The organism is Parasediminibacterium paludis (assembly GCF_042651445.1).
GTDB lineage: Bacteria > Bacteroidota > Bacteroidia > Chitinophagales > Chitinophagaceae > Parasediminibacterium > Parasediminibacterium paludis.
In genome coordinates this window covers 419975-443563 of the sequence record NZ_JBHSDC010000029.1, presented here as the reverse complement: position 1 = coordinate 443563, position 23589 = coordinate 419975, and the positions used below count along the sequence as shown (strand labels likewise).

Here is a 23589-nt window from a genome sequence, read left to right as displayed (position 1 = left end):
AGTAGTTTTCCCCTATTATTTACCTTTTAAAGGCAGGATGGTCAAAGTGTTCTTGTTAATTTTAAAGGTTGCAATACCAGTCAGTTCCAGCATCTGCAACAGCTTGCTCAAAGGCACATTACGTTTTATTTCACCCGTAAAAAATTTTGGCTGTTTAAAATCCCCGTCATACACCACTTGCACATCGTACCAACGTGACAGTTGCTGCACCACTTCTGCTAATGGTGCATTGTTGAACTGGAAAAGCCCGTTCTTCCATGCAGTTGCCAAACCTACATCAGCATTACTGATGGCAGTGGTTTTAAGGTCGGTTTTTACCTGTTGCCCTGGCTTCACCATTACCGTGCTGTGTTTGGTTGTTACTTTTATACTGCCCTCTTCCAATGTAGTAATAGTAGCACTATCGGCATTGGCATAACTGTTCACATTGAAAACCGTACCAACTGCCTGTACATCCATTTTGTTAGCAGCAACAATAAATGGTTTGTCTTTGTTCTTCGCTATTTCAAAATAGGCTTCACCAGTTAGTTTCACCCTTCTTTCATTACCTGTGAACTGCATGGGGTAATGCAATGAGGATGCTGCGTTCAACCAAACCTTTGTACCATCTGCCAAGGTTACTGCATATTCGCCACCATTCGGTGTACGCAAAGTGTTCCATTCTGTTTTGGCATTGCCGCCATTTTTACTTTCATACACCAGCATATTCGCTGTGGTATAAATGTTTTCACCACCTTCATTAAACGTACTGTCCTTGTCCCTCACAAGATGCGTGACCATGCCATTACCAGAAACCAATTCTGCTTTAAAAGAGCCTGGCAATGCGTCATCACCATAATTCTTAGTTGCACTATCTGTAATGGTTGACACAACGGATTGTCCCTGCTTTTGGGTGGTTGATACCACCATCCAACAAGCTACCGCAATCAAGAAAACGGCTGCGGCACTAAACCATGTTGTCTTGTTCAGTTTTTTGCTGCTGGTTGTTTCCTTCGCAATCACTTTGTCCAGCAATTGTTCCCACTTCTCGTCCGTGTTTACCTGCCCAAATGCAGCCGTGCCTTGTTGCAGCATTTCAGCATCGGTTATCTCTTGCATCAACTTGCTACTGCCTTCTGTTTCTGCCACCCATTTTTCCAGTTCCGCTTGTTCTTGGGGCGTAATATTGCCACGCAGGTATTTTACAATAAGTTCCGAAGCACGTAATGCTTGGCGTGTTTGTTTTTGTTCCATGTAGTGGTTTATAAATGTTCTTTCCTTCCCTAGTTGCAATAGGGTTTTAAATTACAATGTGGAAACAAATGAATGTGCTTTGAGACTACAAAGCAAGCAACTTTTTTTATGAAAAGATAATATAGAGGAATAACAATAATGTAGAAACGCTCATTTTTTTGCGAAGGGCGTGGATGCCCCTTGCCTTATGTGTCTTAACAGTGCTGATAGAAATATCCAAATGCTCGGCAATTTTTTTATGTTCCCAGCCCTCTATAAAAACAAGCTGCATCACGTTGCGGCATTCTGTTGGCAGGTTCTCAAGTTCATGATATAAAGCACGCAATACCTCTGCATGAACGATTTCCAAAAGGGCATAGCTTTCTGTTTCTTGTTGTATGGTGTAGGCAAACCCATTTAGTTTGCTGTTGTTCCTACGCCGTTGTGCAATAAAATTAAAACAGGCATTTTTAACAGCTATATACAGTATGGCTTTAATGTTTTTATGCTTACTAAAATCAGGTTCTTTTTCCCATAGTTTAATAAACACATCCTCAACAATATCTTCTGCCTCAGTTCTGTCTTGCACCAATTTTTCAGCAAAAAAGCATAGGGCAGCATGGTATTGATAAAACACCGATTTAAGTGAAACCTCGTTAAGTTCCTCTTTCGATAATTTTCCAATATCAACGCTTCTTTTAATCATGTAAATCTGCTAATTGTGGCCACTAAGATAAAACTTTCAAATCAAAGTTTATAACTACTAAATAAAAGTATATAAATAACTAATCGTAGTATTTGATTTATATTACTAAACATGCTGCTAATTTTTGTCGTTTAATTACTCTAAAATGGCAAAAAAGACGAAAAGTGAGGTATTACTTGAATTTTATGAAACCGAGGAAGGGCTTCATAAAATCAATACTATTAGAACAGGTTTAGCCAATAATACGGTTGAAAGTTTTCCTCAAATATTTGCAACTTTCGCAAAAAGTAATCTTCAAATCCTTTTAGGAATTTCCTTTTATTCATTCTTGAAAAAAATTGAAGACCCAGGAAAGTTCACATTGAATGAGATTGAATTCATGAGTGAATTATTTAAAGTAGATTTTGACATAATGATGGGGTTTGTTCATAAAACAATGCTTGCTGCTAAAAAGCAAACTAAACGCATACCTTCTAAGAAGAAACAATGATAATCATACAACTAATATGAATCTTCCTTTAAAATTATCATTATTCCGAGAATACCGTATTTGGACACCAGAAGATGTTGCGAATGAATTGTTAATGCCGATTGATGATTACAATAAACTGGAAAAAGGAAAGACAAAACTAAACGGTATTGTTGCCCAGCAGCTCTCAGATTTATACCGTGTACCTATTGAGTTTTTTATGATTGATGATACACCCAATTATTATCAGGCTGATGTGATGTACACCAATTGCAGTTTTAGCGGTGGTGGAAGTAACGGTTATATCAACCATCAATATAATGACCGTGGTATTGATGAAATCATTGCTTCCAAAAACAGCGAAATAAAGACCTTGAAACAACAGCTTGAAACTGTGCAGCAACAGAACAATAAGTTTATTGAGCTACTGGGCAAAAACGTTTAGGCTTACTTTAGTTTATATTTTTGCTACAGGCTTGCCCTTCAAACTCTCGGTTACCAAAAGCCCCAAGAAGTTAGTAAACGGCTCTATGTTCTGGTTTACACTTGCCGCTTCCAATGCGGCCATATATGCATCCCTTTGTTCCACAGGCACCACCGTCCAAGGGTAACCACCAGATGCCAACATTGCATTCATTAAAAAGCGTCCCATTCTGCCATTACCATCCATATATGGATGGATGAACACAAAGATAAAATGCCCCAATACGGTTCGTACAGAAGCTTCAGGTTCTTGCCTAATCATTTCAAATAATACTGGCATGGCATCACGTACCGCTTCTTTGTTTAAGGGTACATGTTTAGATTGGCTGATATATACCTGATGGCTTCTGTAACCTGCCAAATCTGATGCCTTTAAAAGCCCGGCAGATACACTTGGCCCAAACATTTCCCTATACCATTCCTCATGGTCTGCATCCACTATATCACCAGCATTCCCACCTTCTAATATACGTTCAATACTTTTTTCAACTGCCTTAAATGCTTCCAAGTATCCCTTGGCAGCCATGGCATCTCGCTGCTTCCTGTCCTGCTCATTATCTGCCAGGTTCCATGTGCCGTTCCTTACCCTTTCTATCAATTCAGGCGTTACCTTGTATTTTTCTATTGATAGTGAATGGTAGGCATCTGTTACGAACACTGCATCTACCTGTTTCATATAGCTTGCCTTATCCGTTGGCATACCTGGTGCCTTTGGAAAATTGCCAATCACTGTATCACGCATTTGTTGCCACATCAGCCTAATGCGGTTGGCATAAGGCGAATGGTCACGGCCAGATAATGGCACTGGCAGTTTGCTGTCAAATGGGTCTATCTCACGTACCTTAAAATCAGCTCTTTCCATTGTCTTCAATATGGTATCAGCAATACGGTTCTGGCCAATATTGCGGAAAGCACCAGCCATACGGCCAGCTACAACACTCTGTCCGCCATCCAGCAATGGGGTAAGTATTTCTGATGCATCCCTAACCATAGAAAGTGCAGTTCTTGTGTCTATAGGGTTCTGTGTAAACGTGTTTGGTGAAGCCTGTATAAGGGCAGATGGAAGCGAAAGCATCCTTATACCATTGCTTTCTACCATTTCAGCACCAGCAGGCAACAATGCTTTTATATGAAACAGGGAAGTGCCAAAAGGAAGATCTGTTTTAAAGTTGGTGGCCGCAGGCGATTTTACAATCAATTGTTGTGGCACCGTCCAATTGCCACCATGTATAAGCAATGACTGCTCTGGCGATATGCACCATTCCTTCCCATATTTATCCTCTAGGTGCTGGGCACAGAAATCCCAGTAGGATGTGTACCAAGAAGTGCTGTCACCTTTAGCCTCATTGGGTGGGGCTGCCATATACCAGCCTTTATATACTTCTTTTATAAACCCATTATCTACAAGGCGTTCCCTAATGGTACGTGACAGTTCAGCGGCCTTAATAGCCACTATACCTTTATCCTGTAACTGCTTTAGCACATCTAGTGCTGCTGCTAATTTTTCTGCAGGTGTTGCCATATTGGTACAATTTTACTTTGCACCAAAATTAGGAAATAATGTTGTACTAAAATTAGGGAATGGCGTTGCACTAAAATTAGGGAATAATGCTGTACTAAAATTAGGAAGTAGTGTTTAAATTGGGATTATAAGGATTGTATCATGCTCAAAAATTCAACTATGAAGTAAAGGTCGGGGAAAAGGTCGGGAATGGGTCGGCGAAAAGGTCGGTGGAATCTTAAAGAAGAATAAAGGATTATTTAAAAATAATCACTAACAAATGTTCAGAGAAACATTGTCAAGCATCATTGTATTTCATGAAGCAATAGGTTGAGAAGATAATCTTGGGAATAGCCAATAAAAAAAGGTTGTCTATCCTGCCAATTTACCACCCAATACCTTTACCAATTCCATCAATTCAGCGTTCTGTTTTATTAAAATTGCGTTTTGTTCTTTTAGGACTGCCACTTCACCACCATGATAGTTGGAAGTGTTTTCGCCAAAATATCCATTATTGCTATTATTGTTTTCATTAACCTGCTTAAACGTAATAACAGGTGTAGATTCAGATAATAAATTAGCAATACTTACCTTATACAAATCAGAGAGTTTCTGAGCCTGTTCTGCTGTTATTTTCGATGGATTTTGTTCCAATCTTGCATAGGTTGGTTGGCTAATACCCAAAATATCTTCTGCTACAAAATCTTGTGAATAGTCATTTACCTCACGCAATATTTTTAATGTACTGGTTGCCATAGTTGGTTTGAATTAATTATTCAAAAAGCAGGGTTGATTATTCATTTGCTTTCCCTTTTATAAACACGAAGATAAACAACTTTGTTTTTCAGGCAGTTCCTTCCTTTCCTGTGTTGCAATAGTGGTTAATTTTTTCACCTTTTATCATTAACCACATGAAATTTTCATTCATTCTACTGGCCTCATTGGGACTAAGCTTCTATGCTTATAGCCAAGAAAAAACAACAACTCTTAAACCCCTAAACATAGGTGACAAAGTACCAGACATACAATTCAGTATGGTCAACTATCCATCCAAAACAGCCAAGCTATCCGACTTTACAAACAAGCTGGTGATACTGGATTTTTGGGCTACATGGTGTACAGGCTGTTTGCACAGTTTCCCTAAAATGGATTCCCTGCAACAACAATATACCGATAAGTTGCAAGTGCTATTAGTAAACACAAAAAGTACAGGCGATGATGAACAAAAAATAAAAGGGTTGTTCAACAGGCTACAGCCAAAAAATAAGCAGCCCTACAACTTACCATCAACACTTAAAGACACCATTGCAGACAAGCTTTTCAGGCACAAATCATTGCCACATTATGTATGGCTGTTCAATGGAAAAATAAAAGCCTTTACCTCATCCGAACAAGTAACCAGTAAAAATATTGAAGCAGTTCTTGCAGGGCAGCCAGTGGCATTCCGCATGAAAATTGATGACTATGATTACAACAACAAAGAGCCCCTCTTCTTAAATGGCAATGGTGGCAACGGCAGCAATATCCTGTGCCGCAGCATGATAACAGGCTATACCGACGGGCTACCTGTTACTGCAAGCAAAAGTGAAACCAGTGATAAATTGGTAACAAGGTTTACCATGATTAATAGCCCCATTGTACGTTTGTACCAAAAAGCCTATCAAAAAAGTGTTATTAAAAGCAGGTTATTGTTGGAAGTAAAAGATGCCGCCAAACTGGTGAATAATGGTGATTGGGATAGTTGGAAATACGAAAATACCTACTGTTATGAAATCATCACACCCGCTATGTCTATGGATAAAGTATATGCAAGGATGCGTAATGACCTGTCCAATTTTTTTGGCTATACAGCAGCCATTGAAAAGCGGAAAGTAAAATGTTTTGTACTGCGGTTTAATGGCTCTACAAATGCAGTTGCTATTGCAGAAAGAAAGTCTAGTAACAACTTTGGCAGAAAAGAAACTGTAACCTATATGCACAATCAAAAAGTAACTATGCTTACAGATTATTTGGATGAATTGCTATCAATTCCTGTACTGGATGAAAGCAATTATAACCTACCTGTTGATATGGAATTCAATAGTGACATGAAGAATATACAAACATTGCAGCGAACACTAAAAACCTATGGCTTTGATTTAGTAGAAACAGAAAGGGAACTGGAAATGTTTGTGTTAAAGGAACAAGATAAAAGCATAAATTAGCAGTACAAATACGGCACTTCAATTTACTATAACCCCCAAGTATAGTTGTTAGTATTCAAAGAGAAAATCCCTGGCTTTGCTAGGGATTTTTAGTTGAACCTTATTATAAAAAGACACTTCAATATCCCTCTTCACATTACTCATTCCATCGTTCACATAAAATTTTTCTTCCTCAACAATGTCCCTTCTAATTTAACAGTATTAAATCAAGACTTGCATAAACAATAGTACAAGTATTGCTTTTTTAAGCCTGATTAATGTAGCCCAACCCCTTAAATTTTTAACAATCAAATTAGTAAGGGTATGCCACATAAGTACACGTTAGAATGGATAGACTTGGTAATCACAGTAACGCTAAATCCTAAGAAAACGGATGTATCTGAAATTACAGATACACAGATAGAAGCCATCCTATCAAGGGTTACAGACGAAAAAGAAAAATTGGAATCACAACTAAAGCACCAAGTGTTTGGGCTTACCAAACAAAAGCAAATTGAGTTATTGATAAAGCAGTACCACTCTGCTTTAATTGTGCTATTGGATCAGGCATTTGAAAACCAAAACAATTGCCCAGCAAAAAACCAAGCCCTTAAAAATTTAAACAAAGCGTTGATTAGTTGCCTTGACGAATTGCTGTCTTTTATTGAGGTCAGGTTCAACCAATATTTGAGTTTGGAACAACGTGTACCTGTTACCTATCTTTTGGTATCAAAAAAAGAGCTGCAAAAGAAGCTGAATAAGCTGAAAGAAACATTAGTAGAAAAGGTAAACGACCAACAGTTTATAGACATTGTTTTAAACCCATTATACGCATTTATCAACGACCTGAAAGAAAACCCTGAAGTAAGTTTTAAGGAGCTCTTGTATCAAAAAGAACTATTAAAAGAGTTGGAACTATTGGAAAATCCTGAAAAGGAAATTGGTGTTTACACGGCATTAAACGAACTGCTGATTTACCTGAATTTCAATAGCAAAGCCTACATGGATTATTTCACCAAAAAACTGGCAGAGAAAACAAATAGCAAAGAAACCATCACAGAAAAAATGGATGAACTATTGATACATTATAAAGTTTTCAATCAATTGCACCGCAAGCCCGGTATTGTTTTAAACCCACAATATGCAGATTTAAAAACGGCATTGGGCAAATGGTTCAAGCATGAACTGTTCTACTTGGAAAAGAAACGGCATTTAGCCATTATGCCAATGGATGAAAATGCAGTACCTGTAACTACCAAAGACATTAAAAAGCACAAAATATTAAGTATGCTATCCGTAGATCAAATGGCCTTGATACTGCGTTCGGCAGATGATTTAAAAATACTGATAGCCCGTTCCATGAACGCTATTTTTAAAACCATTGTCCCACATTTATCTACCCCTCATCAAGTAGATCTTTCCTACGACAGTATGCGAAGCAAATCTTATTCAGCAGAAACAAGGGATAAGGAAATTGTCATTGACACATTGCAACAAATGATTGATAAAATACAGGAATACTAACAGTTCAACAACCATTATTACTTAACTAAAAAATTTACAACCATGAAAAAAGTAGCATCAATTTTATTACTGCCTTGCTTATTAATAGTAGGTTGCAGCTCTAAAAAGTTAGACCAGAAGACAGTTGCAGAAATCATCAAAAAAGAACTCGGTTATCCTAAAATATTGGATTACGACATTTACTGCAGTGACCCAAAACATGCCTATAAAATGTTAGATGCAGGATTGGGAAAGGATGGTTTAGTAGTAATTCAACAGAAACAAAAATTGATTGAAGTTGGCAAACCGCTTATAAGTTTCACAGAAAAAGCAAAACCATACTTATTAGCAACTTCTAAAAAAGATAAGTCTATTGAAATTCAAAAAGTAAAGCTTGCGGATGTAGATGTTGCAGAAATCATTACCACAAAAGATGGTGAGGATGGCAAAACTGCAATTGTAGAATTTACTACTGCTTACAAAAATATCAGCCCGTTTGCCAGACTGGTCAATGTGGATTTTAAGATGCCAAAGAAGCATACCATCTATCTTTCATTGTATGATAATCAATGGCACATTGAAAAGAAAACTGACTAAAATTTCAGTAACAAAAGCATATTGATACACTAACAAACAATAGCAGCGTCTTTCACCAAGGTCTCTCATACTGCTGGGCCAAGTGCAAGCATGGAACAAAGCCCAGTAGTATGAGTGGACGCAAACATTAGCAGTATACCGACTGCGGCCTTTTCATTTTACATGGATAATATGGCCGCAGTGGGTATGCTGTAACTGAAAAGCATATCAGTATTGGAATACATTTTATAGTTGCATGATATGCTTTAATATATTCGCTTAACAGCATACATTTCCTGTTTGCATAGGTGGGCATTTTACAGTACCGTAACTACAATACACGCAGCAATCACCTTGTTTGGGTTTTAATCTTGTCCTGCATTGCTCGCATTCATAAAAAAAATGGCAAGCATCAGTTGGCATTGTTTCCTCTTTCTTGTGGCCACAATTGGGGCATGTAATTTCAGATACCAGTTCAACATCATGACCATCAGCATCTATACCGCTATTACAGCAACTATGAAGTCTGTTCCTGTAATAATTAACGCCTGTTGCAACCATAAGCCCTAACATGCCAGCATAGAGAAAATACACCCAATGTTCACTCTCATTAATGTGGTAACCGTACAATATGAGCAGTACACTTGGAATGGCTATAAGCAATGGATACATACAACGATGCTGTCGATAAGATATATACAAACCGATAATGGATATTACCGACATCGCTTGAAAAACCCACATCGTCCAACCGCCAAACAATTCAAAGCTGCCCAGCCCCAATGCAGAAGCCGCAAAGGCAAATAGTGGAAAACAGCAAGGTGAGAATATGGCTGTTAAAAAGATGCCAATGGTGCCGATTTTATCAATATTCTTTTGCAACTTCATTATGGTATAATTGATTTTTAAATGTTGTTCCTATACTGTTTTTAAAACTCGTAAGCTACTCTACAAAACCTTAAACCGTACACCCAAATACAATATCCTGCCGTTTACTGGCCCCAAAGTTATTGAGCCATCAAAGTAAGGGTTCTACATTTTCATCCCTGCCATTGGCGATGAACCTATTCTAAAAATATATTCGCTGTTAATTAGGTATGCACCCCTTGTGACAACAGCTTCGCCTTGTGTTAAACCATAGGTTATTTCTATCCTGTCTCCGCTTTCCATGCCTACGGTTACCATTTTATTTTTAAAAGTGTTCTTGCTTGTTTGTACCCATACCGTTGCTCCTTTTGCATCTCTTATTACTGCATCCATTGGTAATGATAAAACGTTTCGCTGACCACCTTTTAATACTACATAAGCTGACATGCCAGGTCGTAATTGATTGCCCTGATTTGGTATAGTAATTCTTATCAGGTTTAATCTTTTATCAGGACTTATTTCAGGATTTACGAATTCGAGTTTTCCGCTTATTTCTTTGCCTATGTCTGGAAGCTGAACTGTTACTGAACCATTGCCATTAATCTGAGAATACTGGCTTGTATAAACCTGGGCTTCTACCCAAAGTGTAGATAAATCTGCTAACTGTACTATCAATCCACCTTCGGAAACGTATTCACCTTCCTGAACATTTAATTCTGTTATGTAACCACTTTGATTGCTAAAAACAGTTGTAGTAAGTTTTGCTTTACTAGAAGTTGAAAGTGCATTAATCTGTGCTTCGCTCATTCCCCATAACAACAGTTTTGTTTTTGCACTTTTAATAACCTGGTCAAAATCTATCAATGAATTATCAAGTATTTTCCTGCTTTCCAATGCTGCAAGATATTCCTGCTTTGCATTGTTCAATTCTTCACTATAAACCTCCATCAATGGTTCACCCTTTTTAATGTAATCACCAATATTTTTGTGATACAATTTGTCCACCCTACCCATTACTCTTGAACTAACTGATGTCAACTTTTGCTGGTCGTAATTTAATGTGGCTGTTAGGACTGTCTCGCTGCCGATAACTCCTTTGCCTATTGTATCAACAACAATATTCCCTAATTGTATTTGTTGTTCACTTAGTAATAGTTCATCCGACTTTGGTGCTTTACTTTTTTGCACCTGAATTAAATTCATTCCACAAATCGGGCATTTGCCTGGCTTTGGTTCGTTTATTTGCGGATGCATAGAACAGGTATAATAAACGTCTTTATTTACTGCTACCTTTTTATCATTCTTACAAGAAGTAAAAAGTAGAACAGGTGCTATAACTATTAACATCCAAAGAAGTTTAGATGACCAAAAGTTGCTGTATTGAAAATTGATGTTCTTTAAAAACATACTTACTGTTTTATTTTTATGAAACTCTCACTGTCGGTTAGGTATTGGGCATTTGCTGCTACTGTGTCTGTAATGGCTAAACCATTTGTTATTTGAACTAAGTTATTTTGCCTAATACCCGTTGTAATTTTTTTTGCTATAAAACCACCACTCGTTTTTACAAAAGCAATATCATTTAAGCCTAATGAAAGCACTGCTTCCTGTGGTAACCAATTTGCACTTGCATTGCTTCCAAAAATGCTTGCACGGACCTGACTTCCTATTGGAATACGTAACGAAGCATTATCAAAATAAACCCTTGCAGTTAGTGTTTTGCTGTTTGGTCTGTAGAAGGGTTCTATGAAATTTATCTTAGCCCTGAATGCTTTTTGAGGCATTGCTTCCGGTGTAATTTTGACGGGGTTGCCTACTTTAACAAGGTGTTGGTTCTCTGGAAAAATATTTAGAACAGCCCAGCCTTTTGCAGGATTGGTTAGTGAAAATATTTTCTGCCCTTGTTGTACATACATTCCTTCACGTATTGCCAAGGGTGCAGTTGTTGTTGAAGAATTTTGCATTTGTCCTGTCGCTACCATTGTTTCCTGACCTGCTTCATGAATATGTCCCATTGCATTTGAATAAACTGATACGGTTAGCGTTGCTTTTCCTGTCCTTATTAATTGTTGTACTTGCCCACTACTCATACCCATTAATAAAAGCCTTTGTTTAGCAGCTTCGATAAGCGAAGCGTTTGAAGCATCACTTTTTAAAAGAAATAAAAGGTTCCGTTGAGCCGTTGCAATTTCAGGACTGTATATGTCCATAATCTTATCACCTGGCATTATCATTTGGTAGCGATAGCGAACGTAAAGCCTTTCAATTCTTCCTGCCACAATTGATGATATTGAACCAACCTGTCGGGTATCATTCTGTATGCTCCCTAATGCTTCAATAGATATTTCTTCACTGCTCTTTTTTATAGTTGTTACAGGAACTGTTGTTATTACAAACTCATTGGTTGGCTTTAATAAATCCTCTAATTCTATATCGGTTATTTTTTGTGCATTTTCCTCTTTCTTAATTAAGTCCATACTACAGATGGGACATTTACCGGTTTTGTCTCTAATGATTTGAGGATGCATTGAACAGGTGTATAATGGCATCCCTTCTAAAACGTTGTGAATATGCGTTTCATTCGTTTTTTGCTTGCATGAAGTGCCTGTAACTACAAGTGTTATAGTAACGAGACATAGCCACAAGTATTTTTTATATGTTATTGATAACGACATAATGCTTTCTTATTTTACCTCCATTATTCTTTCCAATTCAACATGCATAGTTAATAGCTGCTGTAACTGATTTAGATATTCAATTTGTGTTTTATTCAATGCATCCCATGCATCGAAAAGCGTGAAAAGTTGTTCGGTGTTTTGTTGATAAGCTAACTGCATCACCTGATAATTTTTACGCAAAGCAGGTAGTATGTTTTCTTCAAAGAGTTTAACCTGTTTTTTCTTTGTTTCAATGTCTGCAATCATACTGGTTGCCATGCCTGTTGCTTCATTTAATAGTATTTGTTTTTGCTGAAACAATGCTTCTGACTTCCATCTTAAACTTTCTACATTGGCTTTTGATGCTCTGTTGGCTTTTCCAAGTGATATTTTTGCCATGCCCATTAAAGTATATTGCATTGGGAAACCACCGAAACCAAACATGTGGTCGTACCTAATTCCAAACTCGGGTTTCACTTTCGTTCTTTCTACATTTTGTTGTAAGTAGGTTAGTTGTATATCCTTGTCTATTGCCCTTATATCACTCCTGTTGCTTAAAGAAGTTGTATCGAAAGTTGTAGTTGTAAAATTCCTGATAGTATAGGTTGTATCAATATCGAAAGGTTCAAATTTATTCCTGTTCATCAGGGTATTTAAACGGATGCGATTTTGAGCCATCTCATTTTCTAACTCTACTTTAGTATTTAAAATTCTGCCTAATTCAGCCTTAGCTTTGTAGTATGCACCTAATTTGTCAATGCCGTTCTTGTATCTTATTTCAGCGTCTTTAATCATGAAGTTTAACAGCTTTTCATTCTCGTTAAGAACATTCATTTTCTTTTTGAGTATTGCCCATTGGTAGTAATTTTTCTTAGCTTCAGCATACAACTGGTTAAGCTCAAACTTCTGCCTTTCTTTTTCTGGTGCTGACATGCCTTGCATGTAAGCTGCTTCTGCATCCTGCTTCTTTTTATTGGGAAACATTTGTTGAACTGACAGCATATATTGCCCCATGCCTGTTGCTCCATTATCACCTTTCTGCAATAGCTTAGGATTATAAGGGGTCATCCATAAGCCAGATCCAAAGTCTGTAGGCATCCAGCTTCTTGCACCTTTCGCTGCTTCATCCAGTGACCGAATCTGTGCTGCATACATCTTTGCTGTTGGATTTGCAGTGTCGATTGTTTGAAGAATGTCGTTTAATCCTATTGTTTTTTGTGCCTGAACTATGCTGCTTGTTAACAGTATTAGGAACCCTATTATAGATTTTATTTTCATGATTAATGTTTTGCAGCGAGTACATCTATCTTACCGAACTTTCTCAACTCATACTCTTTAGTCATTAAAAAAATAAGGGGTGTTACTAACAGGATGTGTGTAGCTGATGTTAATACGCCTCCGACCATTGGCAATACAATGGGCTTCATTACATCGCTGCCTACGCCTGAACTCCATAGAATGGGTATCAATGCAAACAGTGAAACTGACACTGTCATTATCTTAGGTCTTAATCTTTTTGCTGCACCTGCTATTACATATTCTCTTATATCTTCTTTGGTTATAGTCTCTCTTGAATTGCCTTTTAAAGTAACTAATTGTTGCATTGCATCATTGAGGTAGATGACCATAACAATACCTGTTTCTACTGCCAAACCAAACAATGCAATAAAGCCTACTGCGACTGCAACGGATAAATTAACTCCCCAGAAGTAAATCATAAATGCACCACCAATGAGGGCAAAAGGAATTGAAATAAGGCTAAAGAATGCTTCCCTAACTGAATGAAATGCGAAGTACATGCACATGAAAATGATAAGCAGGACAATCGGCAATATGAGCTTTAAAGTTTTTTGACTTCTTATGAGGTTTTCATACTGACCGCTCCATTCTATAAAGTAACCTTTTGGCATTTGCCCAATCATCTTGTCTAAATTTGCTTTTGCTTCTGCCACTGTACCGCCAAGGTCACGTTCTCTAACATTGAACAAAACAGTGCCTCTTAATAAAGCATTTTCAGAACTAATCATCGGCGGACCTTCTGTAATTTTTATATCTGCCACAGCTTCCAATGGAATAGGACCGGAACTCATTGTTTGTACCTGTAGTTGTTTTATTGCCGAAAGGTTATTTCTGAAATCCTGACCAAATCTTGCATTCACAGAAAACCGTCGACGACCTTCTACAGTGGTTGTTAGTTTCATACCACCTAACGCACTTTCAATAAGTGTATTCACATCATCAATGCTTAAACCGTATCTACCTATCTCTTCCCTCTTAATTGTTATATCAATGTATTTACCTCCGGTTATCGGTTCAACATATAAATCCTTCACACCGTTTATACCTTGTAATGCAATTCTTACTTTTTGAGCAAATGCATTTATCGTATCCAAATTTTGCCCATATACTTTTACGCCGACATCGGTACGGATGCCGGTTGATAGCATATTGATACGGTTAATGATGGGTTGTGTCCATCCATTGGTAACACCTGGTATTTGAAGTTTGCTGTTTAGTTCATTTATAATTTCTTCTTTGGTTATATCTGCTCTCCACTCGTTACGTGGCTTTAGAATAACAATGGTCTCTATCATGCTTATAGGTGAATTGTCGGTAGCTGTATTTGCCCGACCTGCCTTACCTAAAACATGGGCTACTTCAGGAACTGATTTTATCAACTTGTCCTGCACCTGTAGTATTCTCTTCACCTCTGAATTAGATACATCAGGAAGGGTAACAGGCATAAAAAGAATTGAACCTTCATCTAACGGCGGCATAAATTCTTTACCTAAACTCATTACCAATGGAATGCTGATTAGTAATGCAATGATGTTAACTGCTATTGTCGTTTTTCGCCATTTGATACATGCTCTTATAACAGGTTCATACACTCTTTCTAAAAAGTGGTTAATAGGGTTTTTGTTCTCGCTTCTAAACCTACCTTTCATGAAGAATGAAATGAGAACGGGTGCTAATGTTAACACCAGGATTGCATCAACAAATAGGATAAAAGTTTTAGTGTATGCAAGCGGACCAAATAATTTGCCTTCCTGACCTGTAAGTAAAAAAACTGGAAGAAAGGAAGCAATAATAATAATGGTTGAAAAGAACACGCCTCTTGAAACTTGCTTACTAGCTTTCTCAATGATATTCATGCGAATATCTTCAGGCACTTTAGCGTAGGCTTCTTTCTTAAATATTTTATTTTTTGAGTTAAAAAACTTCATGTTATACTTTTTTATTTGCAGGGTTATTTTGCCATTCTGAAAGCCCCCTGTATGCGTTTTCACTCATAATAATTCCATTATCTACAATGACCCCGATTGCTAATGCAATACCTGTTAATGACATTATATTTGATGAAATACCAAAGGCATTTAAAAGAATGAAGCTGACAGCAATAGTGATAGGAATTTGAATAATGATGCTTAATGCACTTCGCCAATGCAAAAGAAAAAGCATAACGATAAGAGATACAATAATGATTTCTTCTATCAGCTTTTCTTTGATGGTTTCAATGGCTGCTTCAATTAACGTGCTTCTGTCATAAGCTATTTTAAATGTTACTCCGGCAGGTAAACCCTTCTCTACTTCCTTCATCTTTTCTTTAACTGCCTTGATTACTTTATCTGCATTTTCACCGTAACGCATTACTACGATACCACCCACGGCTTCACCTTCACCGTTTTCATCAAAGATGCCTAACCGTAAATCAGAACCCATTTGCACATTGCCAATGTCTTTAATTCTTATAGGTATTCCGTTATTGTTTGATACTGAAATATTTTCTACATCTTCCCTGTTTTTAATATAGCCCAAACCACGGATGATGTAAGCCATATTTGACATTTCGAACTTTCTTCCGCCTACATCATTGTTACCTGCTTTCACCTGCTTCATTACATCCATCATGGAGAGATTGTAGAACTGAAGTTTTATAGGGTCAATTACTATTTGGTATTGTTTTTCAAAACCACCAAATGATGCTACTTCAGCAACACCAGCAACGGTTTGCAAACCAAATTTTATGTACCAATCTTGCAAGGCTCTCTGTTCTCCCAAGTCCATGCCTTTTGCATCCAATGTGTACCAAAAAACATGACCTACACCTGTGCCATCAGGACCAAGGGTTGGGGTTATCCCTTCAGGCAACAATCGCTGTGCATAGTTCAACCTTTCCAACACTCTTGTTCTTGCCCAATAAACATCTACATCATCTTCAAAAATGATATACACAAAGCTCATCCCGAACATTGAAGTGCCCCGTATGTTCTTAACCTTCGCAATGCCCTGTATGTTACTTACCAAAGGATATGTAACCTGGTCTTCTATTACCTGTGGGCTTCTGCCCATCCACTCAGTAAAAACAATTACCTGGTTTTCTGATAAATCAGGAATGGCATCAATGGGATTTTTGTTAATAGAGAAAATCCCCCACACAAGCAATCCTGCTGCCATAAGCAATACAATAAACCTATTTCGTAAGGAAAATTCTATGAGTTTATCAACCATACTGCTATTGTTTAGGCTTTACATACGTACCTTCCTTCATCATCTTTTCCTGCTCTGCTGTCATCTTCTGTTTTACTAGTTTCATTCCGCACTTTGGGCATTCGCCTTCATGGTCACTCATTACTTCGTTGTGCATAGTACAAGTGTACATTTCGTCTTTTGCTAATTGTTCTGTCTTTGCTTTGCTGTCGTTACCTGAACAAGCTGTAAATCCAAAAGCCATTGATAAAAGAATAGCGGCGATGAAAAATAAATTTTTCATGATTGTTTTTTAAAGAGCGGCAGTGCCTGCACTGCCACCCTAATGAATATTTTGTTTAAGAAGCTGTTGTAGTCCAATGCACTTGTGGATTATCCTTTTGTCGGTTTGGTCTTTGCTTTCACTTCTGTTAGCTCCATACCGCACTTGGAACATTTACCAGTCTTGTTACTAACTTCTTCTGGGTGCATGGAACAGGTATAAACAGTTGTTACTTGCTTGCTGCCCCTTCTGTCCGCTACTAATTGAGAACCGCATTTTGTGCATTTACCTTGTACTTGACTTACAACATTGGGGTGCATTGGGCATGAGTAAGATGTAGTTTCTACTTGTTTGCTGCCCTTTCTATTGATAACAAATGCTGACCCACATTTTGGGCATTTGCCCGGTGTGGCACTCATTACATCTGGGTGCATGGGGCATGAGTAACCGAAAGCCTGTTCTATATCAGTTTTCTTACTTTCTACTCTTTGTGATTTATCGCTTTGTGCATTAACAGATTGTAACATTACTATTGCAAACAAGGTTGCAAGGATTATTTTAAACGTTTTCATTTTTTGAGATTTGATATGTAATTGAAATAAATAAAAGCATAGCCATACCTTTTAAAGGCATGTATAATTTTCATTTAATCAAATCATATCCTGAAAACGCAATAGAGAACCTGTATAGAGGGGAAGCAGGAAGGTGGCGGTTTTTGGTATAATACTTTGCTAACCGATGTAGGTGCAAATGCAATATCAACCGTATAATTATGTGTTGGAAGAAGGTAAAGTTGGTGATTGGCAAACGTTGTTTGGGCAACCTCGGTTTTAACTTGGTCTGCTTTTAGCTTAACGGTTACCGTCTTGGTATCGCAGCAGCCTTTTTTTGTTTTATGGGTGCAATCTTTTTCCTCTTGTGGTTGCGAGAAGGTAATGCTTGTAAGTTTTTTACAGCAGTAGAAATAATTAAGGTTAATGCCCATTGCAGCTACTGAATAGGCTGCCAAAACAAATATGAGCAATAATTTTTTCACTGTGTAAAAGTACGGTTAAATGAATTTGAAACAATTTAATAAGATGCAAGACGCTAAAACATCCTGCACCTTACAAACTTTTATAAGATTACATTTTCATGTCCATCATTGGCTTCTTGGCTGTGCTGTCTTTGTGTGCTTTTTTCTTGACTGCTACCATATCCATCTTGCAAATAGCACACTTGCCAGGCTTGTCAGACATTTCTTTAGGGTGCATCGGGCAACTGTATTTTGTTGCTGACATGGCTGTTTTCTTTGCCGTGCTATCTTTTTTGGTTTGAGCAAATATGGTTGTTGCAGAAGCCATGACAAGCATAAGTACCAAGATTGATTTTTTCATGTTGATTTGTTTGTTATCAGTTAATGATACCACAAAAGTAAATTCTTTGTTTTAGCGGCCTGTTGTGGAATTTTGGCAATGATTTGTAAGATTTATAGATGACATACGAAAGTATATTTATTACAAAACTTCGTCTTGCTTTATTCAAATTCTTTCTTGTCCTGTTCTTCTAAATAAACTTTCAAAGCTTTCTGACCAAATTGCTTAAACACAACTGGTGTTACAATCATATCCAACAAAGTAGAGCTGATCAAACCACCCAAAATAACTGTTGCCACAGGGTATAAAATTTCTTTACCAGATGCAGTGGCATCAAGCGTTAATGGAATTAAAGCCAACGCTGCTACTAAGGCCGTCATTAGAACTGGCACCATTCTTTCTAACGATCCACGGATAATCATTGTATCGCCAAAAGTTTCACCTTCATGCTGTACTAAATGAATATAGTGCGAAATCATCATAATACCATTGCGGCTGGCAATACCTGTAAGTGTAATAAAACCAACCATTGTTGCAATAGAAAACACGCCACCAGTAAGCATTACAGCTACCACACTGCCTATTAATGCCAATGGTATGTTTAGCATTATTTGCCAAACAATACGTGCTGATTTAAAATGGCTGTATAATACTAAAAAGATGCCCAGCAAAGAGAAAATACTTAACACCCCTATAAGTTTTGATGCAGATTGTTGGCTCTCAAATTGCCCACCCCATTGCAAGTAATAGCCTTGCGGTAATTTTAATTGGGCATTTACTTTTTGCTGCATTTCTTTCACAGTAGTTCCCAAATCACGGCCTTGCACATTGGCACTTACCACAATTCTGCGTTGTGTATTTTCGTGCGATACAGAATTAACGCCATTCTCAATTTCGATGGTAGCTATTTGCGACAATGGAATGAGCGACCCATTTGGCAAAGCAATTTGCGTGTTGCGTATATTGTCAATATCGCTTCTATCTGCATCATTGCTACGCAATAAAATATCGAAAGTTTTTTGCCCATCTAATATTTGGCTACTCACTTTGCCATTATAAAATACTTCTAAATTCTCGGCTATTTTACCAGCTTGCAAACCATAGCGTTTTATAGCATTTCTATCAATTTTAATTTGTAGTTGTGGTACCAATACTTGCTTCTCTATTTGCAAATCAACCACGCCTGGCACATTGCTTAAAATATCTTTAATGGTAGCAGCATTGGTACGTAATTCGGCCAAATCGTTGCCAAATAATTTAATGGCTACTTGTGCCCTAACACCAGATAATAAATGATCTAACCGATGAGAAATGGGCTGACCAATATTAATGTTGCTACCTTTTAAAATGTCGAGATTTTTACGAATATCTGCCAATACCTCTTTCATTTTGCGATGCTTATCTTTTAAAGCCACATCAATTTCAGTATAGCTTGGCGGCTCAGCATGTTCATCCAATTCAGCCCTACCAGTTCTACGAGAGGTGAGCAGCACATCGGGTATTTTTAAAATTTGCTGTTCGGCCACAGTACCTATTTTATTACTTTCTTCTAACGATGTACCTGCTGGTGCAATTACATTAATGGTAAAACTACCTTCATTAAAAGGCGGCAAAAATTCTGTACCAAAAAATGGCACTACTGCTGCTGCTGCAATTATCAATGCAATAGCCATCCCAATTATCAACTTTGGATGTTTTAAACTATGGTGCAATAATTTAGTGTCTTGCCGCTTTAGCCATCTTACCAATGGGCTGTCATCGTTGTGGTTTTGGGTTGGTGCAGATACTGTTTTTCGTTTTTTCCAAAATAATAGATTTACGGGTTTTAAGCTTCTTTCTTTACCCAATAAATAACTGCATAATGCAGGTGTAACGGTTAATGACACAACCAACGAGGCAATAATAGACGTGATGTAGGCAATGCCTAATGGGGCAAATAATTTACCCTCGATGCCTTGTAAATAAAACAATGGCAGAAACACTAACACTACAATAATGGTAGCGTAAACAATAGAATTTCTTACTTCGCTACTGGCTTCGTAAATAATTTTATTAATGGGTTTTGGGTTAGGGCTAGACCAGTTTTCCTTCAATCGTCTAAATACATTTTCCACATCTACAATGGCATCATCTACCAATTCGCCAATGGCTATGGCCAAGCCACCCAAGGTTAATGTGTTGATGGAAATACCAAACAATTTAAAAATAATAGCCGTTATAACCAACGATAAAGGAATGGCTGTAAGGGTAATAATGGTGGTGCGAAAATTGAGCAAAAACAGGAATAAAATAATTACTATCAAAATAAAACCGTCTCGTAAAGCATCTTCAACATTGGTGAGTGAGTTAACGATAAAATCTTTTTGCCTAAATACGTCGGTTTTAATTTTTACATCTTTTGGTAAGGATGTTTGTAATTCTGAAATGGCTTTTAATACTTCATCGGTTAATGCAACCGTATTAGCACCAGGCTGTTTTTCGATGTTTAAAATAACGGCCGGCCTTCCATTTAACGATCCATCACCACGCTTTACGGCACCACCAAATTTTACATCTGCCACTTGCTTTAGTAGCACTGGTGCATTATTTTTATTGGTAACAACCGTGTTGGCCAAATCGTCTAAAGTATTAGCCCTTGCGATGTTGCGTATTAAAACCTCTGAGCCCTTATTATCAAAAAAACCACCTGTTGTATTTTGATTTGTAAGCTGTAAAGCATTGTCTACTTCATCAATACTTAAATTGAATTGCCTTAATTTTTCTGATGATACCAAAACTTGATACTGCAACCGTTCGCCCCCAATTGGTATTACTTGGCTTACGCCTTTTATGCTCATCAATCTTCTGCGAATTGTGAAGTCTGATATGGTTCGTAAGTCTGCTGGTGAAGTAGTATCGCCTGTTACAGCTATCATCATTATTTGCCCCATGATAGAACTAATTGGCCCAAGTTGTGGCGTAATGCCTTTGGGCAATTGTATAGATTGTAGTTTTTCTGCAGTTAATTGCCTTGCCCTATACACATCAGTATTCCAATCAAACTCTACAAATACCATTCCTAAACCCGGGCTAGCAACTGAGCGTACTACTTCTACACCTGGCGATCCATTTAACGATGTTTCAACTGGCAAGTTTATTTGTGCCTCTATTTCTTCTGGTGCCATTCCATTGGCTTCTAAAAAAATGGTTACCCGTGGCCTATTCAAATCTGGCAACACATCTACTGGCAAATTGACCAATGTGATAACCCCATAAACCATTAACAGAGCTGCAAAAGCCACTACAAACAAACGGTTACGCAGCGAGAACTGAATAATTTTATTAAGCATAGAAATTGATTTACTCTATTGTTTTTTTCTTCCTAAACCGTTTTGAGCTAACAAAAAAAAGTGCAAACCCACTTATAACTGTTATTATTCCAAATACTGAGAAAGCTCGTAAAATCCAGTTATTAATATTATCCCGACCATTATAATCCATGGTGTGAAACATCCACAATAAATCGAAGGTTCGCCATTTGCTATTACGAAACGTTTCAACCTTACCTGTTAATGCAGCAACATACACGTTGGTATTACTCTCATGGTTAAATATTATTTTCCAAGCTGGCAAAGGCTTTTCACGATATTCATCGTGTTTGCCAACTGTAGTTATATATGCAACTGATTTTACATATGGTAAACCAACAAAACTTTCATTGGCAATTTTAACCGCCTCTTCTTTATTAATGGCGGGCCTTATTTTACCAGTTTGGGCATCTGCCAACACCATTTTTATTGTATTACCAGAAAAATATTGGATGCTATAAAATGGTTGTTGCAAAATATTTATAACAGTAATTTGACGAATAGAATCTGCTTTTTCTGGCAGTGCATTTAGCACTAAAGTTGGCGATACAAAACTGGACAATGCTGAAAGTTGTGGTGGATGTTTATGTTGCAAATCGCCATGTATTTCATCAATATTTGTCCAGCTAAAATACAGGCCACTTATCGTCCATAATAAAAATTGCAACCCCAATAATACACCCAAGTAACGGTGTGCTTTGCGGATGTAATAATGTTTACTTTTTATCATAAATCTTTAGGCCTTATTATATTATTTCTGAGTGGCTAACCATTCATCAAACTGCTTTACTTCTTTATTTTGCTCTTCAATTATCTGCTGTGCCATTTTCTTTAATTCATATACTTTACCATCACCCAATTCACCTTTACTCATTTCAATTGCTCCGCTGTGGTGTACTTTCATCATCATTGCAAAATCCTTATCTACATTGCCTGTCATCTTGGTTTCCTTTGTCTTTGTATCCATACTACTCATGGCTTCCATTAATTCAGGATGATCTCCTTTTACGATATTTTCTTTATGGCTTGCTAATATGGTTTTAAATTTTTCAATTTCTGCTTTTTGGGCTGTGATAATACTTTGTGCCATAGCTTTCATAGTATTATCTGAACCTGATTTGAGTTCAATGTTCGCCATATCAATAGCTCCTTGATGGTGTTCAATCATCATTGCTGCAAATTCAGCATCAAAATCACCATTCATTTTCACAGCTTTCATTTTATCCATAGAACTCATCATGGATTTCATCAGTTCATTATTCATATTCATTTTACCATCTCCATCCATTTCTGCATCATTGTGCTCAGTCATCTTCATAGCAGTATCAGATCCCATTTTTGAATCTGTTGTTGATTTGTTGTCGCCGTTACAAGCTTGTAAAAGGAACATAACGGCTAATGCCGCAGGAATTAAAATTTTCATGATTTTTAGTTTTTAAATGATTAATAATTATTGAAAGATTTATTTATTGTCCATCTCTTTTATTTTAGCTTTCATAAAGTCTATTTCTTTTTGTTGTGCGGCTATAATACCATCGGCTAATTTTCTTACTTCGGGGTCTGATATTTTAGCACCTTCAACCATCAGGATAGCAGCAGCATGATGCGGTATCATTGATTTTAAAAATTGCCTGTCAGCAACACCTGTTTGTACCCTGATGAAGAAGAAACAGGCTATCAATACAACCGCACTGATAGAAATAATAACGAGGTTTAATTTTTTGTTCATGTACATACTGCCCATTAATAACATTTCAATTATTATCATGGGGGCTGTCATAAGGCCAGCCATATAAAACTGATTAATATTTGGGATAACATTTACAAACCTATCAACCATAGAATACATTAGTATGAACATGGCAATAAAAGAGATAATTACCATAAGGGCTAATTTTCTGTACTGCGTTTTGTCTGCACCCGCAGGCATTGACTTCATTTCATGCATTTCCATTTTTTATAGTTTAATTGTTAAAG

At 37.3% G+C, this 23589-nt stretch carries 23 protein-coding genes and 1 pseudogene; 5 read left to right on the top strand and 19 right to left on the bottom strand.

Translation table 11 applies throughout. The features are described 5' to 3' along the window. Positions 1 to 15: 15 nt before the first annotated feature. Both ACFOW1_RS15770 and ACFOW1_RS15765 read right to left on the bottom strand, forming a co-directional pair. Entirely contained in the window at positions 16 to 1233 is a 1218-nt protein-coding gene (locus ACFOW1_RS15770; RefSeq protein WP_379015604.1) for a FecR family protein, read from the bottom strand. A 106-nt stretch (positions 1234 to 1339) separates the two neighbouring features. Beyond that, positions 1340 to 1918: an RNA polymerase sigma factor gene (locus tag ACFOW1_RS15765; RefSeq protein WP_379015602.1), complete on the bottom strand. Its 579-nt coding sequence runs from the start codon at positions 1916 to 1918 to the stop codon at positions 1340 to 1342. Positions 1919 to 2063: 145 nt separating this feature from the next. Between ACFOW1_RS15765 and ACFOW1_RS15760 the strand changes: the two genes are divergently transcribed. Further along, on the top strand, positions 2064 to 2408 hold the full coding sequence (locus ACFOW1_RS15760; RefSeq protein WP_379015600.1) for a hypothetical protein: 345 nt from the start codon (positions 2064 to 2066) through the stop codon (positions 2406 to 2408). Positions 2409 to 2424: 16 nt separating this feature from the next. Then, positions 2425 to 2832 carry a helix-turn-helix domain-containing protein gene (locus ACFOW1_RS15755; RefSeq protein WP_379015598.1) on the top strand — a complete coding sequence of 136 codons (408 nt, stop codon included), beginning with the start codon at positions 2425 to 2427 and terminating at the stop codon, positions 2830 to 2832. Positions 2833 to 2844: 12 nt separating this feature from the next. On the opposite strand, the gene ACFOW1_RS15750 is transcribed toward ACFOW1_RS15755, so the two are convergent. Continuing rightward, positions 2845 to 4392, bottom strand: coding sequence for a Fic family protein (locus ACFOW1_RS15750; protein WP_379015597.1), 1548 nt, complete (start codon positions 4390 to 4392; stop codon positions 2845 to 2847). A 351-nt stretch (positions 4393 to 4743) separates the two neighbouring features. Further along, positions 4744 to 5127, bottom strand: a complete 384-nt coding sequence (locus ACFOW1_RS15745; protein WP_379015596.1) for a helix-turn-helix domain-containing protein — start codon at positions 5125 to 5127, stop codon at positions 4744 to 4746. A 155-nt stretch (positions 5128 to 5282) separates the two neighbouring features. Here ACFOW1_RS15745 and ACFOW1_RS15740 point away from each other — a divergent pair, with 155 nt between their 5' ends. The 3 genes from ACFOW1_RS15740 (at position 5283) to ACFOW1_RS15730 (ending at position 8654) form a co-directional block, all read left to right on the top strand. Then, positions 5283 to 6575 carry a TlpA family protein disulfide reductase gene (locus ACFOW1_RS15740; protein WP_379015595.1) on the top strand — a complete coding sequence of 431 codons (1293 nt, stop codon included), beginning with the start codon at positions 5283 to 5285 and terminating at the stop codon, positions 6573 to 6575. Positions 6576 to 6878: 303 nt separating this feature from the next. Then, positions 6879 to 8078 carry a hypothetical protein gene (locus ACFOW1_RS15735; protein ID WP_379015593.1) on the top strand — a complete coding sequence of 400 codons (1200 nt, stop codon included), beginning with the start codon at positions 6879 to 6881 and terminating at the stop codon, positions 8076 to 8078. 42 nt (positions 8079 to 8120) lie between these two features. Then, positions 8121 to 8654 (top strand): hypothetical protein, encoded by a 534-nt coding sequence (locus ACFOW1_RS15730; RefSeq protein WP_379015591.1) that lies wholly within the window; start codon positions 8121 to 8123, stop codon positions 8652 to 8654. A 258-nt stretch (positions 8655 to 8912) separates the two neighbouring features. On the opposite strand, the gene ACFOW1_RS15725 is transcribed toward ACFOW1_RS15730, so the two are convergent. The 15 genes and pseudogenes from ACFOW1_RS15725 to ACFOW1_RS15655 form a co-directional block, all read right to left on the bottom strand. Then, positions 8913 to 9134, bottom strand: a complete 222-nt coding sequence (locus ACFOW1_RS15725) for a GDCCVxC domain-containing (seleno)protein (RefSeq protein ID WP_379015765.1) — start codon at positions 9132 to 9134, stop codon at positions 8913 to 8915. A gap of 48 nt (positions 9135 to 9182) precedes the next feature. Further along, a pseudogene (locus tag ACFOW1_RS15720) lies at positions 9183 to 9521 on the bottom strand (MerC domain-containing protein); the annotation flags it as partial. A 144-nt stretch (positions 9522 to 9665) separates the two neighbouring features. Beyond that, complete coding sequence (locus tag ACFOW1_RS15715) at positions 9666 to 10847, bottom strand: efflux RND transporter periplasmic adaptor subunit (protein ID WP_379015589.1); 1182 nt, start codon at positions 10845 to 10847, stop codon at positions 9666 to 9668. 62 nt (positions 10848 to 10909) lie between these two features. Continuing rightward, positions 10910 to 12175: an efflux RND transporter periplasmic adaptor subunit gene (locus ACFOW1_RS15710; RefSeq protein ID WP_379015588.1), complete on the bottom strand. Its 1266-nt coding sequence runs from the start codon at positions 12173 to 12175 to the stop codon at positions 10910 to 10912. Positions 12176 to 12184: 9 nt separating this feature from the next. Beyond that, on the bottom strand, positions 12185 to 13435 hold the full coding sequence (locus tag ACFOW1_RS15705; protein ID WP_379015587.1) for a TolC family protein: 1251 nt from the start codon (positions 13433 to 13435) through the stop codon (positions 12185 to 12187). Positions 13436 to 13437: 2 nt separating this feature from the next. Then, entirely contained in the window at positions 13438 to 15384 is a 1947-nt protein-coding gene (locus ACFOW1_RS15700; RefSeq protein WP_379015585.1) for an efflux RND transporter permease subunit, read from the bottom strand. Position 15385: 1 nt separating this feature from the next. Continuing rightward, complete coding sequence (locus ACFOW1_RS15695; protein ID WP_379015584.1) at positions 15386 to 16669, bottom strand: efflux RND transporter permease subunit; 1284 nt, start codon at positions 16667 to 16669, stop codon at positions 15386 to 15388. 4 nt (positions 16670 to 16673) lie between these two features. Further along, positions 16674 to 16931 carry a heavy metal-binding domain-containing protein gene (locus tag ACFOW1_RS15690; RefSeq protein ID WP_379015582.1) on the bottom strand — a complete coding sequence of 86 codons (258 nt, stop codon included), beginning with the start codon at positions 16929 to 16931 and terminating at the stop codon, positions 16674 to 16676. Between the two features lie 89 nt (positions 16932 to 17020). After that, a complete protein-coding gene (locus tag ACFOW1_RS15685) occupies positions 17021 to 17482 on the bottom strand; it encodes a heavy metal-binding domain-containing protein (protein ID WP_379015581.1) in 462 nt (153 codons plus the stop codon). A gap of 83 nt (positions 17483 to 17565) precedes the next feature. Continuing rightward, the gene (locus tag ACFOW1_RS15680; RefSeq protein ID WP_379015579.1) at positions 17566 to 17946 is read right to left on the bottom strand and encodes an HYC_CC_PP family protein; all 381 of its coding nucleotides are present in this window, start codon (positions 17944 to 17946) and stop codon (positions 17566 to 17568) included. Between the two features lie 88 nt (positions 17947 to 18034). After that, the gene (locus ACFOW1_RS15675; RefSeq protein WP_379015578.1) at positions 18035 to 18286 is read right to left on the bottom strand and encodes a heavy metal-binding domain-containing protein; all 252 of its coding nucleotides are present in this window, start codon (positions 18284 to 18286) and stop codon (positions 18035 to 18037) included. A 140-nt stretch (positions 18287 to 18426) separates the two neighbouring features. Beyond that, positions 18427 to 21594, bottom strand: a complete 3168-nt coding sequence (locus ACFOW1_RS15670) for an efflux RND transporter permease subunit (RefSeq protein WP_379015576.1) — start codon at positions 21592 to 21594, stop codon at positions 18427 to 18429. A gap of 10 nt (positions 21595 to 21604) precedes the next feature. Then, positions 21605 to 22342 (bottom strand): PepSY domain-containing protein, encoded by a 738-nt coding sequence (locus ACFOW1_RS15665; protein WP_379015574.1) that lies wholly within the window; start codon positions 22340 to 22342, stop codon positions 21605 to 21607. A 21-nt stretch (positions 22343 to 22363) separates the two neighbouring features. Further along, entirely contained in the window at positions 22364 to 23035 is a 672-nt protein-coding gene (locus ACFOW1_RS15660) for a DUF305 domain-containing protein (protein WP_379015573.1), read from the bottom strand. A 39-nt stretch (positions 23036 to 23074) separates the two neighbouring features. Further along, a complete protein-coding gene (locus ACFOW1_RS15655; RefSeq protein ID WP_379015572.1) occupies positions 23075 to 23566 on the bottom strand; it encodes a DUF305 domain-containing protein in 492 nt (163 codons plus the stop codon). Positions 23567 to 23589 lie beyond the last annotated feature (23 nt).